Origin of the sequence: Streptomyces sp. NPDC051218 (assembly GCF_044455475.1) — a bacterium.
Classification (GTDB): Bacteria; Actinomycetota; Actinomycetes; order Streptomycetales; family Streptomycetaceae; genus Streptomyces.
The window spans coordinates 175,747-188,052 of record NZ_JBITEU010000007.1 but is presented as its reverse complement, the minus strand read 5'-3'; the positions used below and the strand labels follow the sequence as shown (position 1 = coordinate 188,052).

Here is a 12,306-nt window from a genome sequence, read left to right as displayed (position 1 = left end):
TGTCACCTCGTGTGCGTGGTGGGGTCGCGAGTAGCGCGTAGCGAGACCGGGATCCTCAGAACGACGAACGATGTAAGTCTCAATTCTGGACGCATCAGACCCCACTTCTCAGAGGCAGGCAATGGGTGCCGCGGCATGGCTGACGGAGACGGTATGGGTGACACACGAAGCGCCGCTGACGAGGTGGAGGAGGAAGGACGTCGGGTCCGGGAGGTAGTTGGGTACGCCGCCGCGGAGGGCCAGGCCGCTTTGTAGGTGGGTGCTGGGAGCTGTGGCCAGGATGCTGCCTGCGAACGCGGCGGTGATGGGGCGGTGCACATGGCCCGCCACAACCCGCACGACATTGCCATGCCGGGTGAGCAGGTCAGCCAGATCCTCGCCGTCGTCCGAGCGCATGCCGTCGAAGAACGGGATGCCGACCGCGATCGGCGGGTGGTGCAGGCAGACGACCGCCGGGAGTTCCGGCCTGCGGGCGAGGACCTCATCGAGCCACGCCAACTGCGAGGCCCCCAGGCGGCCGCCCGGTGACTGGGGAACCGACGAGTCCAGGACGACGAGGGTGAACGTGGGACAGTCCACCGCGTAGTGCGCCTGCGCTCCGTCGCCCAGGAAGCGTGAATCGGCGAACTCCTCCAGCAGCACTCGGTGATCGTCGTGGTTGCCTGCCACCAGGTACAGCGGCAGTGGGAAGCGATCGATCACCTCGCGCAGCGCCCGGTAGCTCTCCGGGGTGGCACGATCGACCAGGTCCCCGGTGATGACCACGCAGTCAGGCTGCGGGTCGAGCGTGAGGACACGGCCGAGCGCCCGGGCCAACCCCTCCGCGGGGGCGCCGGCCAGTGGGCCGGTTGCGATGTGCGGGTCACTGAGGTGCGCGATGGATACGGTCACCCTGGAACGCTCCAACGCCACTTCAGGCGCGGCAACCGATAACGCTCAGGGCGAATGATTGTTGGCGACGGCCCTGTTGATCACCATCGGACTGCTCCTCAGGTCAGATGACGACGTGGGCAGGCAGTGCGTCAGCGCGTCCGTAGGCCAGGATCTGGGCGAGAACCTCGCGGAACCGAGCGATGTCCTCGGCCGGCGCCTCGATGGTGGCTTCGACCTCTGTGTCATCGAGGCCCAGCGCTGTCAGCGCTGCCGGGTTCAGGGAGAGCCGTAGGACATTGCCGGTCAGGACGGCTTTTCGTACGCATCCATATGCCGTGCCCTGTCCTGCGGTGGCCAAACAATGGGTGTCGAACCCCAGCCTGGTGTCCTGCTCGTCCGGGTCTTCCTCACCACTCATGAACAGCAGCATGAAGCCACCGCCGTCCACGCCTTCGGAGATTCCGGCCTCGATGAAGTACCCGTCCGGGTCTTTCTCAGCTCCGGCGGCACGAGCGGTGAATCGATAGGTCATGCAGCCTTTGTATCAACGCGATCCCCCTCGCCAGTCCGAGTGCCAGCTTGGCCTCTTCATGAGCCAAGGGGGAACTCCAGGAGTTCGTCCGACGGTTGGAGGCCTCACGTCTGCACCCCCGCAGGCGCACTGAATTAGCCCTGATCGCTGCGGTAAGGCCTCAGTTGCCGGTGTCGGGGGCGGGTTGGCGGAGCAGGTACTTGTGCAGGTCGCTGTGGGTGTCTCCCGCCTCGATCCGCAGCCACGTCCCGTCGCGGAAACTCAGGAGCAGCATCCGTGTCTCGTACTCGTAGGGGAAGGGGTCGACCAGGCTCGCCTCTTCGGGGGTGAGCCTGGTGACTACCTGCATGCGCTTTTCGCGGTCCGTGACCGCGCGCACGGGCGGGGCGGCGAGGACGATGCCGTCCTGGGTGATGACGACGAGGCGTGCGTCGCAGGTGGAGTGGGTGTACCAGCGCAGCAGGAACTGCCCTGCGGCTCCCTGCCAGTTGCCGTCGAAGACGCGGTCGAGCCCCCGCTCGATGATGAGGGTCTCACGCTGCTTGGCGTCGGCGTGCTTCTCTTGGCTCCGCTCCCTCTCTCTCTTGGAGGTGGAGAGGGCTCGCATGACCGCCTCGTGCGCGCCTCCCAGCGGTGTCAGCAACCATCCGATCAGGATGAACGGTGAGATGAGCACCGTTCCGAGCATCTCCAAGAGAGGCATCCGCCCCGGCCGGAGCCGCGGTGACCCGGCCGCCTGGAGGACATCGGCGGGGGGTGCGGGAATCTTGTCGAGCGTGCACCATTCCGCGGCCTCGGCCTTGATGCCCAATCGGTCGGCGATCACGCGTTGTTTACTCCTGGACGTCATGACATGCCCTCCTCGCCGACCTCGCACAACACCTTGATGCGTCGTCAGGCTATCCGGTACCGATGGGGCGAGACCTCACCACCATCGTGAGGACGAAACCAAAACCCCCGGCCACGGTACATCGGTCTCGACGGGCGCGGTGTAGTCGATGCCGGGGACGGAGAAGCCGTAGAGGCGGCGGACTTCGTCGCTGAACCAGTCGAGGTCGGCGAGCTCGGTGATGGTGTCGCTGGTGGCGGTGGACCAGCGATCGGCGACCGCGTTCTGTACGGCAGGATCGAGTTCCCAGGTGTCGAGGCGGACCCTGCCCTCGCCGTCGAGGTCGAGTGGACGGGCGCCGGTCAACTGGTCCCACAGCTCCACCAGTTGACCGATCGGAGCCACCATGGCGTCGCCGAGTACACCGCGCAACAAGCCGACGTACAGGGCGATGCCGGGGATGGCAGTGGAGGACTGGGTGACGGCGGCGGCGTTGACGGAAGTTACGGCCCTGCCTCCCACGGTCTTGTCGAGCCGCTCGTGCAACGTACGTGCGGTGGCCTCCAGATGGGACTTCGCGGCCCCGACGGTGCCCTGCCGGTAGATCGCCGCGGTCAGGGGCGAGCCGATGTAGGACAGGGCCGCGGTGGTGAACCCGTCGGCGAGCAGGGAGCGGTCGGCGAGGAACGTGATCCACCGTTCCCAGTCGGTTCCGCCCATCACCGCTACCGTCTGCTCGATGTCGTCCCCCTCGGCGGGCGCGGTGGTCACCTCCTTGACCTCATGGGCACCGTGCTCGTCGAAGACGAGGGTCTTGGTGGTGTGCTGGGCGCCGATCGGCTTGAGGACCGAGGTGTAGACGTTGCCGGAATCCGGGTCGGTGCGGCGGGGGGCGGCCACCGAGTAGATCAGGTAGTCGAGTCGGCCCCCGAACCGCTCGCTCAGGAGGGTGGCGACCTGTTCCTTCATCGTGTCGCTGAAGGCGTCGCCGTTGAGGAAGACCATGTCCCGCCCGTGCTGTCGGGCGAGCCGGGCGGTGGCGGCGGTGCGGTACCAGCCGGCGGTGCCGGTGCGCCGCGCGGGTGCCTTCTCGAAGCACACACCGATGCCACGGATTCCGACGCGGGCCAGGCCCGCGATCGTAGCGGCCAGGCCGTACCCGGCGGATGAGCCGACGACCAGAGCGACCGGCCTCTCCCCGCCGGCGGAGGTCGGGCCCGGGGCCGGAACGGCCTGCCACATCTCGTCCACCAGCTGTCGGCAGCCGTCAGGGTGGGAGTCGAGGAAGAGGAAGCCTCGGTTCTTGGGCGCGATGACGCGTTCGCTCACGGTGGGGTGCCCCAGGTGTCGTCACGGACATGGACGCGGCGGCCGTCCGGCCACCGCTCTCCCGCAAGCCTGCTGCCGTGCGGAGAAACACGGCGATCTTGACCGCCACAACGATGTCCGGCCGGCCTTGGAGGGGTTCCCACTGGCTATGGCGCGGCTCAGCGCGGCAACGCCCACTCCTACTCCCGCGCCCATCTGCCCCGTTCCAGCCCCGATGTGAGACGACCCGTCGCGCGGGTGCGTCAGACGTCGGTGACGTGCACTCGCTCACCTTGCTGCCCGTAGATGGCGATGGTCTCCGCCGGTGTGTCGTCCCGGGCGTTGCCGATCCAGTGCGGAACCGACGTGTCGAACTCCGCGGCCTCGCCCGCCGTCAGTTCTGTCCGGGTGTCGGTCAGGACGAGTTGGACCGTTCCGTGCAGCACGTAGAACCATTCCCGGCCTGGGTGCATGTGGAATCGCGGTGCCGGGAGTGTCGACATCGGCGGGTAGATCACCTTGTACGCGCGCATGCCGCCGGTCTTCACGCCCAGTGGCACGAAGGTCAGCCCGTCCTTGTGAAAGGGGCGCAGGTGGACCCGCGGGTCACCGGTGGACGGCGCGGCAACGAGCTCGTCGAGCGGCACGGCATAGGCGCGGGCGAGGGGCAGGAGCTGTTCCAGAGTCGGGCGGATGTGTCCGCGTTCGAGTCGCGAGAGGGTGCTCTGCGTGAGTCCTGTGCGCTCCGCCAGAGTGGCGAGCGTCAGGCCTAGGGCCTGCCGGAAGCCCCGTAGTCTCGGCCCGACGTTCTCCAGTACCGCCTGATCTTCCGTCACCGGCCGACACCTCCACTGCCGCGTGGGCACCTGACATAGGTTTTTGCAAGTCTGCAAAAGTGCGTGCAGTTCCGCAAGGATCCCTTCGAGGATCGCACCATGACACTCGCTCGAAACACGAGGCATCCCGGTCGCCGACGCCTGCTCCTCCAGACCGGCGCCCTGGCTCTCTCACTCGCCACTCCCCTGGCCGCCGCTTCCGCCTCTGCCTTCCCCACCAGGGAGGACACGGCGTACGACGCCGCGACCGTGCACGACGCGGAGTTCAACGCGACGTTCAAGCACGGGTTCGCGAAGGTCCGCGGCGTACGCATGCACTACGTCACTGGCGGCAAGGGGCCGGCGCTGGTGCTGCTGCACGGCTGGCCGCAGACCTGGTACGAGTGGCGGAAGATCATGCCTGCGCTCGCCCGCCATCACACCGTGTACGCGCTCGACCTTCCCGGCCTCGGCGACAGCAGGGGAAACCCGGCGAGCTTCGACAAGAAGACGCTGGCCCGTCACGTCGACGGACTGCTGCGTGATCGCATCGGGCTCGACAGGTTCGACTTGGCGGCACACGACCTGGGCGCCGGCGTCGGCGCCCAGTACGTCTCGCAGTTCCCCCGGCAGGTCAACTCCTACGTACACATGGACTATCCGCTTCCCGGACGGGAGCTCCCCGCCGCCAAGTACCGTACGTTCTCCTGGCACATGGCCTTCAACAGCCAGCAGGCGATTCCCGAAAAGCTCGTCGACGACCAGAACGACATGCGCGAGTACTTCACGGCGTTCACCACACAAGTCGCCTACGGGGGAACGGCCTTCGGCGGCACCAGGACCGAGCCTCCCTTTACCGTCGCGGAGACCGACGAGTACGTCCGCACCTACGGCCGACCGGACGCGCGGCACGCCGGGTTCGAGCTCTACCGGAGCCTGGACAGGGACGAGCGGGACAACGCCGCCGCCACGCCCACGGACACCCCCACCCTCCTCCTCACGGCGACCGGCTCGCTCGCCGCGACCCGGCCGACCCTGACACCGATGCTGCGCAACGTCACACGCGCCGTCGAGATTCCGAAGTCGGGGCACTGGCTCGCCGAGGAGAACCCCGTTGCCGTGGCGCGCGAGATCCTCAGTTTCACCGCCGCGCAGTGACCTCGCACCCGGGCCGAGGCTCAGCCCTTCCCTCCGTATCAACAGCGTCTTCTTGGCCGGAGACTGCGCCGGAAACCACCACTCACAGGAGCATCGCACCATGCCGAACTACGACGTTTCAGTGACCACTGGCGCCCCGCCGGAAGTCGTCTGGAAGCTGCTGGTCGACGCCGCGAGCTGGCCGCTGTGGTCCAAGGTGGACAGCCTGGACACGACACGGTCCGTCGACCTGGACCCGGGCGGGGACGACGGGGTCGGTGCCGTCCGGGCCTTCCGGACGGGACGCACCGTGACCGGGGAGCGCCTGACCCAGAAGGTCGAGCAACGCCTCTTGGCCTACGAGGGCGTGCAAGGCATGGCGGAAGGTCTTGCCCGCTATGCCGAGGAGGTCGGACAGGCTCAGTGACGCTCGTGACGCAGTCAGGTCCCGAGCCTCACTCGGCAGTGCGGGCCGCCTTGGAGGTGGCGACGGAATCGGCCGGAGCCAAGCGGCGCAGCAGGAAGCCCGCGGCCAGGGCCATGACGAACATGAGCACCGCGTACACCGCCGAAGGGATGGCCATCCGGGTGCTGTCGAGAAGCGACGGGCTCAGGGCGATGGCCATCGACAGCGTCGTGTTGTGCATGCCGATCTCGAAGCAGGTGGCGACGGACTGCCGGTGATCGCCGCGGGCCAGCCGGGTCGCACCGTAACCGACGGTGAGGGAGATGGCGGCGAAGAGGGAGACGACGAGGCCGACGTCGGCGAGGTAGTCGAGCACGTTGTTCCGCTCGGCGGCGAGCGCCGCGATGATGATGCCGACGAGCGCCACCACCGCCGTCACCTTGACCACCCCGGTGGCGCGCTCGGCGAAGTCCGGCCGCCGGCGCCGCACCAGCATCCCGGCCCCGACCGGCACCAGCACGACGAGAAAGACCTGCAATGTCTTGTCGAAGCGCAGGCCCAGCGCTTCGTCCGTGCCGCTCATGAAGTGGTCGAGGGAGAGGTTCACGACGATCGGCAGCGTGACGACGGCGATCACCGAGTTGATCGCGGTCAGTGTGACGTTGAGGGCGACGTCGCCTCCGAAGAGGTGGCTGAAGATGTTCGCCATGGTGCCGCCGGGAGACGCCGCGAGCAGCATCATGCCGACGGCCAGCGCGGGGCTCAGGTCGAAAGCGAGCACCAGGCCCAGACAGACGGCGGGCAGCAGCACCAGCTGGCAGACGAGCGCCACGGCCACGGCCCGCGGATACGCCGCGATCCTGCGGAAGTCGGCCACGGTCAGACCGAGTCCGAGACCGAACATGATCACGGCGAGCACGGCGGGAAGCAGATAGGTGGTCAACGGTGAGTCCACGCGAACAGCCTCCGGGAGGCCGCTCGAAAAGTACACGCTCATGCCGAACAACGCCCCCGGAGAACGAACAGGGCGAGCAGATCGTCGAGCCCGGTTCGCCGTTCCGCGTACTGAGATCGTCCCCGAGTCTCAGTTCAGTTGCTCGGCCAGTCCTACGATGATGCCCTCGGGGCCGCGGACGTAGCAGAGCAGATAGCTGTCCTCGAACCGGGCGATCTCGCCGAGGACTTCGGCGCCGTGAGGGCGCAGGCGGGCAACGGTGTCCTCGAGGTCGTCGACGGCGAACATGACGCGGTGCGTGCCCAGAATGTTGTGCGGCTGGTTACGCGGCCCCGCGCTGATCGCCGCGGGGCTGCGGTACTTCGAAAGCTCGAGCCGGCTGTGTCCGTCCGGAGTACGGACCATCGCGATGTCGCAGTGGACGCCGTCGAGGCCGGTGCACTTGTCGGCGACGGGGCCTTGAACCTCCGCCCTGCCCTCCAGCTCCATACCGAGTTCCACGAAGAACGCGATGGCCGCGTCCATGTCCTCGACGACGATGCCGACATTGTCCATCCGCTGAATCGCCATGCTGGCTTCTCCTTCTTCCTCGTGCGGCCGGTGGTGGCCGCTGATGTCCCTGGGACGGAGCCGGTGGCACGTTCTCGACATCCTCGGACCGCCGAACTCCGAAATATTCTGGATCGGTCCTCGGCACCGCTACAGCAGACACTGCACCGCGCTGCTACAACTTCGCCCCCCTGGCGGTGCGTTCGACCACTGCTAACCTGCGTCCATGATCACCGGAAGAAAGCCCGGTCGAATAGCTCACATAGCGGGGAACGACAGGCCTGAGCGTGTACTGATCCTGGCCAGCTTCGTGAACCGCGTCGGCAATGGACTCTTCAACGCGGCGTCGGCGCTCTACTTCACGTTGGTCGTGGGTCTACCGCCGGCGCAGGTCGGTGTCGCTCTCACGGTCGCTGGGTTGCTGGGCCTGCTCGCGGGCATACCGGGAGGACACCTGGCCGATCGACGCGGGCCTCGCACGATCATGGTGCTCGCTCTGGCGGTTCAGGCAGTGGCGATGTCCGCTCTCGTACTGGTCGAGAGCTGGGGCGCCCTCACGGTCATCGCAACTGTCGACCAACTTGCCGCGGCAGTCGGCGGCGCGGCTTGGGGAGCCCTAGTCGTCCGGGTCGGCACTGACCGCCCTGCGCTGTTCAGGGCAAAGCTCCGCACCTACGTCAATCTGGGCGTCGTCCTGGGAACCGTGGGTGCCGGAGTCGCGGTCGCTGCGGATACTCGCACTGCCTACACCGTGCTGATTCTCGGCAATGCGACCAGCTTTGCGCTGTGCGCGCTTCTCTTGTTCTTGCTCCCCCACTACCGAGCGTTGGCGCGACCGCCGGAGCAGCGCCGCTGGATCGCTCTCCGCGACCGTCCGTTCGTCGCGTTCACCGCCCTCTATGGGGCGATGGGGCTGCAATACCCGGCAGTGTCTTTGCTTCTGCCGATCTGGATCTCGGAGCACACCGACGCGCCGCGCTGGACCGTGGCCGCGGTATTCGCGCTCAATGCGGGAGTCTGCGTCCTCTTGCAGACCAGAATCGGATCCCGTATCGAAACCCCTCGCGACGGCGGTAGAGCATTCCGCACGGCGGGGCTGCTCTTCCTCCTCAGTTGTCCGATGATGGCCCTGACCGCACACACTCCGGTGTGGGCGGCCGTCGCCCTCGTCGTCACAGCGATATTCGTCCACAGCCTCGGCGAGATATGGGAGTCCTCGGCCGGCTTCGCCCTCGGCTTCGGCCTGGCGCCCGACCATGCGCAGGGCCAGTACCAAGGCCTTCTCGGGCTCGGCTTCAGCGCGGGCCAGGCCCTCGCCCCCGCCATCCTCACCACCGTCGTACTCGGACTTGGCACCACCGGCTGGCTGATCCTCGGCGCGTTCTTCGCCATAGTGGGCGCCGTCGGCCCCTCGCTCGAACGCTGGGGTACGCGAACTCGATCCCAGTTGCTCCCAATGTGATGGGAGGTGGCCGCTGGGCGCAGGAACCGGCGTTTGTGATTCCGGCTCCGGACGCCGAGGGCGTCGTGCGGTGGGGAAAAGTGAGTGCCAGGGGCCGCGTGTCGCGCCAAAATGGGGATCATGAGCGGCGAGACGCACGGGGATGAGCGACGGGACATGGCAGCTTCGGGGCGCCCGCTTGCCCTGGTCACGGGGGCGGGGCGTTCGGCGGGAATCGCGGCGTCCGTGGTCCTGCATCTGGCCCGGACGGGCTGGGACGTGGCGTTCACGTACTGGACTCCGTATGACGCGCGGATGCAGTGGGGCGGAGAGCCGGGGGCGCCGGAGGACTTGCGGAAGCAGGTGGCGTCCCTCGGGGCGAGAACCCATGCCATCGAGGCGGACCTGAGCGATCCGGCCGTGCCGGCTCAGCTTTTCGACAGCGTCGAGCCCGAACTGGGGAACGTCACCGCGTTGGTGCTCTGCCACTGCGAGTCGGTCGACTCGGGGCTGTTGGACACGACGGTGGAAAGCTTCGACCTGCACTTCGCGGTCAATGCACGCGCGAGCTGGCTGCTGATCCGGGAGTACGGGCTGCGGTTCCGCGGGGAACATGGCAGCGGGCGCATCGTCAGCCTGACCAGCGACCACACCGCCGGCAACCTGCCTTACGGGGCAAGCAAGGGTGCGATGGACCGCATCACCTTGGCCGCCGCGCGTGAACTGGCCCACCTGGGAGTGACCTGCAACGCGATCAACCCCGGGCCGACCGAGACCGGGTGGATGACCGAGGAGCAGAGGGCGGACATGGTCCGCTTCACTCCCCTGGGGCGCCTGGGCGTGCCGCAGGACTGCGCGAACCTGGTCTCGTTCCTCTGTTCGGCCGAGGGTGGATGGGTCAACGGCCAGCTTCTTAAGAGCGACGGCGGTCTCGGGTGACCGAGCGCATGCACCCCACCGTCGAACGCCTTGCCAGGCTCATCCCTCCTCCCGGGCCTCGCCGCTCACGAGACTGGCCCGCGGTGGAGCAACTGCTCGGCACCGCCTTACCGCAGGACTACAAGGAACTCGTCGAGGTCTACGGGGGAGGTGTCTTCGACGAGGAGATCTGGCTCCTGGACCCCGCATGCCCTGACAGGGGCTGCAACCTCCTTGATGAGGCCACGGCACGTGCGGAGATCCTCGCTCGCTTGTGGAAAACCGAGGCCAAGCCACCGCAATTGCTGAAAGGCGACGGAGCCGAGGTGCTGCCCTGGGCCTACATAGAGGGCAGCGGCGCGATGCTCTACTGGCTGCGCCGGCCGGGGCAGAGGCCGGAGGAGTGGACCACCCTGTTCAACGAGGGCCGTGGCCCCGAATGGGAGTACCACCCCCACCCCTGCGCGGATTTCCTCCTCTCCGTTCTTACGGGAGCAGCCGACACGGTCTACTTCGACGATTTCCCCCCTGCAGAGCATGAGTTCGCATCCAATGACGACCTCCTTTGACGGCTCACGGGTTGTCACGCGCGGGCGGCGCCGAGGGGCCGGTCTACTGGTCTTCTTGAGTGGTGTCTGACCGTCAGGTTCAGGGTGAGGGCGGCCGAGCCGGCCAGGCGGCCATCGACAGGTGATCGAGTACGTCACACGAACGGAGTGAGTCCTCACTCATTGACGGAGTGAGGACTCACTCCGTAAGCTCGGCACCATGACAGCAGCCAAGGAGAACCCGCCCCCTCGCCGCCGCGCCGCCGCCATGTCGCCGGAGCGGCGCCGTGAAATGATCATCCAGACCGCCATCCCGCTGATCGCCGAATACGGGGCCGCGGTAACGACCGCGAAGATCGCCCGCGCCGCGGGCATCGGCGAGGGCACGATCTTCCGTGTCTTCGCCGACAAGGACGAACTGCTGCAGGCCTGCGTGGCCGAGGCGCTCTCCCCCGAGCACGCGATCCGCGAGCTCGACGCGATCGACGTGTCCCAGCCTCTGCCCGACCGGCTCGCGGAGGCGGCCGAGGCGCTGCAGGCGCACATGGACAGGATGGGCGCGATCGTCGGCTCGCTGGGGCATCGCGGCGGCAAGCACCCCGGTACGGTGCGCGGCGCGGGCCGCGCCGAGTCGACGACCCGTATCCGCGCGGCCCTCGCGGAACTGCTGGAGCCCGAAAGGGCGACCCTGCGCCGGCCGCCCGAGCAGATCGCCGCCCTCTTCTTCGGATTGCTCTTCACCCAGCCGCGAACGGAGGACGAACCCGACCTGACCCCGCAGGAACTGGTGGACGTCTTCCTGCACGGAGCGGTCTCAAGGGGCGCCAAGTGAGCGCGCGAGGAAGGCGCCTGGGAGTCACGGCCTTAGCCGTCCTGTCCGCCGCCCTGGTATGGCTGGTCGCGGACCCCCTGCTGGGACACCGGCTACGGATCGCCGACAGCGAGCAGACCCTTCACATCGGAGCCGTGCCGGTGGTGTCGGTCGCGCTGCTGGCGTCGCTCTCCGCCTGGGGGCTGTTGGCCATCCTGGAGCGGTTTGCGGCGCGCCGCGCCCGCGCCATCTGGACCGGGGCAGCCGGCGTCGTACTGGCCGTGTCTTTCCTGCCGTTCATCGGCGACGGCATGGACGGCGGCACCCGGGCCGCCCTCGCTCTGATGCACCTGGCGGTGGCGGCGGTACTGATCCCGGGGCTTGGCGGCAGGAACCCCGGGGCGCGGAGCAACTGCAGTGATGTGACCGTCGCGCAGCGCTGACGTACCGCAGAGGTGGCGCTGGGCGGTCGGTGCTTTCGTTCAGCGCCAACGCCTCCGGGAGTCATCACAAGGTGGGGCCACCCTCGGGTGCCAGGCGCTGGCGTCGGTAATGGCGCGCTGCCCGGGCGCGGTTTCCGCAGGACGGTTTGCACCACTCCTGCCGCCCGTGGGACTTGACGAAGTAACGCACGCACCGCGGAGCGGTGCAGGCACGGAGGTGCTCGCGCTGGGGGCCGCTCAGGAAGTCGATGGCGGCGCGGCTCAAGGTGGCCATGAGCCGGATGTTCGGGTCGTTCTCCGGCGACTGCAGGCGGGCAGCAGGTGTTCCTTCGGAGGGCCAGTCCAATTGCGGAACGACTGGCTCGCGCGCAACGACAGCGTTGATGTGGGCTATTGCCTGGTCAGCCGGCATCAGCCGGCGTGCGTCCGCCGGGCTGGGCGGCGCCGGGCTGGGCGGCGCCGGGCTGACCGTCCGTGCGAACAGCGCGCGCATCGCGCGCCGCAGCTCGATGATCTCGCTCCTGAGCCCTTCGTCCGCGGCGACCTCTCCCGGCGCGACGTGTACAGCCAGGAGATCGGCCTGAGCCTGGATCCAGTGGCCCGTTCCATGCACCGTGGCGAGGTCATCGGTGACGCCGCCGTCTCCGTCGTGGCGGATCGTGCTCGCCAACTCCAGTGCCAGCCAGCGTTCCATCAGCGCCCCCTTCCGGGTCTGTCCGCGTCAGCTACTTGATCACCCGC

15 protein-coding genes are annotated in these 12,306 nt (G+C 67.9%); 7 read left to right on the top strand and 8 right to left on the bottom strand.

Going from position 1 to position 12,306, the window contains the following annotated elements:
* Nucleotides 1-108 precede the first annotated feature (108 nt).
* The 5 genes from ACIBCK_RS22060 to ACIBCK_RS22040 form a co-directional block, all read right to left on the bottom strand.
* Nucleotides 109-891 (bottom strand): phosphodiesterase, encoded by a 783-nt coding sequence (locus ACIBCK_RS22060; protein ID WP_399392642.1) that lies wholly within the window; start codon nucleotides 889-891, stop codon nucleotides 109-111.
* Nucleotides 892-994: 103 nt separating this feature from the next.
* Nucleotides 995-1,405, bottom strand: coding sequence for an Imm10 family immunity protein (locus ACIBCK_RS22055; protein WP_399392640.1), 411 nt, complete (start codon nucleotides 1,403-1,405; stop codon nucleotides 995-997).
* Nucleotides 1,406-1,565: 160 nt separating this feature from the next.
* On the bottom strand, nucleotides 1,566-2,255 hold the full coding sequence (locus ACIBCK_RS22050) for a hypothetical protein (RefSeq protein WP_399392639.1): 690 nt from the start codon (nucleotides 2,253-2,255) through the stop codon (nucleotides 1,566-1,568).
* 75 nt (nucleotides 2,256-2,330) lie between these two features.
* Entirely contained in the window at nucleotides 2,331-3,563 is a 1,233-nt protein-coding gene (fabV, locus tag ACIBCK_RS22045) for an enoyl-[acyl-carrier-protein] reductase FabV (RefSeq protein WP_399392637.1), read from the bottom strand.
* Between the two features lie 242 nt (nucleotides 3,564-3,805).
* Nucleotides 3,806-4,378: a helix-turn-helix domain-containing protein gene (locus ACIBCK_RS22040; RefSeq protein ID WP_399392635.1), complete on the bottom strand. Its 573-nt coding sequence runs from the start codon at nucleotides 4,376-4,378 to the stop codon at nucleotides 3,806-3,808.
* Between the two features lie 99 nt (nucleotides 4,379-4,477).
* Here ACIBCK_RS22040 and ACIBCK_RS22035 point away from each other — a divergent pair, with 99 nt between their 5' ends.
* Nucleotides 4,478-5,515: an alpha/beta fold hydrolase gene (locus ACIBCK_RS22035; RefSeq protein ID WP_399392633.1), complete on the top strand. Its 1,038-nt coding sequence runs from the start codon at nucleotides 4,478-4,480 to the stop codon at nucleotides 5,513-5,515.
* Between the two features lie 100 nt (nucleotides 5,516-5,615).
* On the top strand, nucleotides 5,616-5,921 hold the full coding sequence (locus ACIBCK_RS22030; RefSeq protein ID WP_399392632.1) for an SRPBCC family protein: 306 nt from the start codon (nucleotides 5,616-5,618) through the stop codon (nucleotides 5,919-5,921).
* A gap of 28 nt (nucleotides 5,922-5,949) precedes the next feature.
* Here the strand turns inward: ACIBCK_RS22030 and ACIBCK_RS22025 are convergent, their stop codons facing one another.
* Together ACIBCK_RS22025 and ACIBCK_RS22020 are read right to left on the bottom strand one after the other, a co-directional pair.
* A complete protein-coding gene (locus tag ACIBCK_RS22025; protein WP_399392630.1) occupies nucleotides 5,950-6,855 on the bottom strand; it encodes a bile acid:sodium symporter family protein in 906 nt (301 codons plus the stop codon).
* Between the two features lie 129 nt (nucleotides 6,856-6,984).
* Nucleotides 6,985-7,425, bottom strand: coding sequence for a VOC family protein (locus ACIBCK_RS22020; protein WP_399392629.1), 441 nt, complete (start codon nucleotides 7,423-7,425; stop codon nucleotides 6,985-6,987).
* Between the two features lie 205 nt (nucleotides 7,426-7,630).
* Between ACIBCK_RS22020 and ACIBCK_RS22015 the strand changes: the two genes are divergently transcribed.
* The 5 genes from ACIBCK_RS22015 (at nucleotide 7,631) to ACIBCK_RS21995 (ending at nucleotide 11,565) form a co-directional block, all read left to right on the top strand.
* Nucleotides 7,631-8,866: an MFS transporter gene (locus tag ACIBCK_RS22015; protein WP_399392627.1), complete on the top strand. Its 1,236-nt coding sequence runs from the start codon at nucleotides 7,631-7,633 to the stop codon at nucleotides 8,864-8,866.
* A gap of 120 nt (nucleotides 8,867-8,986) precedes the next feature.
* Nucleotides 8,987-9,784: an SDR family oxidoreductase gene (locus ACIBCK_RS22010; protein ID WP_399392625.1), complete on the top strand. Its 798-nt coding sequence runs from the start codon at nucleotides 8,987-8,989 to the stop codon at nucleotides 9,782-9,784.
* An 83-nt stretch (nucleotides 9,785-9,867) separates the two neighbouring features.
* On the top strand, nucleotides 9,868-10,332 hold the full coding sequence (locus ACIBCK_RS22005) for an SMI1/KNR4 family protein (RefSeq protein WP_399392623.1): 465 nt from the start codon (nucleotides 9,868-9,870) through the stop codon (nucleotides 10,330-10,332).
* Nucleotides 10,333-10,531: 199 nt separating this feature from the next.
* Nucleotides 10,532-11,143: a TetR/AcrR family transcriptional regulator gene (locus ACIBCK_RS22000; protein WP_399392622.1), complete on the top strand. Its 612-nt coding sequence runs from the start codon at nucleotides 10,532-10,534 to the stop codon at nucleotides 11,141-11,143.
* Nucleotides 11,140-11,565 carry a DUF6069 family protein gene (locus ACIBCK_RS21995; protein ID WP_399392620.1) on the top strand — a complete coding sequence of 142 codons (426 nt, stop codon included), beginning with the start codon at nucleotides 11,140-11,142 and terminating at the stop codon, nucleotides 11,563-11,565. The genes ACIBCK_RS22000 and ACIBCK_RS21995 overlap by 4 nt, the downstream gene beginning before the upstream one ends.
* Nucleotides 11,566-11,629: 64 nt before the next feature.
* On the opposite strand, the gene ACIBCK_RS21990 is transcribed toward ACIBCK_RS21995, so the two are convergent.
* On the bottom strand, nucleotides 11,630-12,259 hold the full coding sequence (locus ACIBCK_RS21990; protein ID WP_399392618.1) for a CGNR zinc finger domain-containing protein: 630 nt from the start codon (nucleotides 12,257-12,259) through the stop codon (nucleotides 11,630-11,632).
* Nucleotides 12,260-12,306 lie beyond the last annotated feature (47 nt).

Excerpts from the sequence above, each read along its gene's own strand:
- ACIBCK_RS22055 (WP_399392640.1), bottom strand. The coding sequence starts at position 1,405 with ATGACCTATCGATTCACCGCTCGTGCCGCCGGAGCTGAGAAAGACCCG.
- ACIBCK_RS22050 (WP_399392639.1), bottom strand. The coding sequence starts at position 2,255 with ATGACGTCCAGGAGTAAACAACGCGTGATCGCCGACCGATTGGGCATC.
- ACIBCK_RS22035 (WP_399392633.1), top strand. The coding sequence starts at position 4,478 with ATGACACTCGCTCGAAACACGAGGCATCCCGGTCGCCGACGCCTGCTC.
- ACIBCK_RS22030 (WP_399392632.1), top strand. The coding sequence starts at position 5,616 with ATGCCGAACTACGACGTTTCAGTGACCACTGGCGCCCCGCCGGAAGTC.
- ACIBCK_RS22020 (WP_399392629.1), bottom strand. The coding sequence starts at position 7,425 with ATGGCGATTCAGCGGATGGACAATGTCGGCATCGTCGTCGAGGACATG.
- ACIBCK_RS22015 (WP_399392627.1), top strand. The coding sequence starts at position 7,631 with ATGATCACCGGAAGAAAGCCCGGTCGAATAGCTCACATAGCGGGGAAC.
- ACIBCK_RS22010 (WP_399392625.1), top strand. The coding sequence starts at position 8,987 with ATGAGCGGCGAGACGCACGGGGATGAGCGACGGGACATGGCAGCTTCG.
- ACIBCK_RS22000 (WP_399392622.1), top strand. The coding sequence starts at position 10,532 with ATGACAGCAGCCAAGGAGAACCCGCCCCCTCGCCGCCGCGCCGCCGCC.
- ACIBCK_RS21990 (WP_399392618.1), bottom strand. The coding sequence starts at position 12,259 with ATGGAACGCTGGCTGGCACTGGAGTTGGCGAGCACGATCCGCCACGAC.